General features: G+C 70.1%; 1 protein-coding gene. It reads right to left on the bottom strand.

Annotation, left to right across the window (positions count from 1 at the left end; translation table 11 throughout):
• Positions 1-512, bottom strand: a 512-nt coding sequence (locus tag ABD323_RS45585; RefSeq protein WP_344447796.1) for a molybdopterin oxidoreductase family protein, incomplete at both ends; no start/stop codon positions are given.

Below are 512 nucleotides of genomic sequence, written 5' to 3'. Positions count from 1 at the left end.
GGCCTGCTTCAGCTCGTCCCAGCCGGTGGTGTGCGCGGCGACGAACTCCTCGTCCACCAGGCCGTCCTCGATCACCACGTTCAGCACCGCGTTGAAGAAGGCCGCGTCGGTACCGGACTTGAGCGCCACGTGCACGTCGGCGGTGCGGGCGATCGCGGTCTCCCGGGGGTCCACCACGATCAGCTTGGCGCCCCGGTCCCGGGCGCCCCAGACGTACTGGGTCATCACCGGGAAGCACTCGCCGACGTTGGACCCGGCGATCAGCAGGCAGTCGGTCCGCAGGATGTCGGAGAACGGGTTGCCCGCCCGGTCGATCCCGAACGCCAGCTTGTTGGCCCCGGCGGCGCTCACCATGCAGAGCCGGCCGTTGTAGTCCACGTGCCGGGTCTTCAGCGCGACCCGGCCGGACTTGCCCACCAGGTAGGTCTTTTCGGAGAACAGGCTGGCCCCGCCGAGCAGGCCGAAGGCGTCTGCCCCGTGCTCGCCCTGGATCCGGCGGATCTCCTCCACCG

Origin of the sequence: Kitasatospora nipponensis (assembly GCF_039528135.1) — a bacterium.
Taxonomy (GTDB): domain Bacteria; phylum Actinomycetota; class Actinomycetes; order Streptomycetales; family Streptomycetaceae; genus Kitasatospora; species Kitasatospora nipponensis.
Note: the sequence above shows the minus strand (reverse complement) of the source record. Positions and strands in the feature narration are given on the sequence as shown.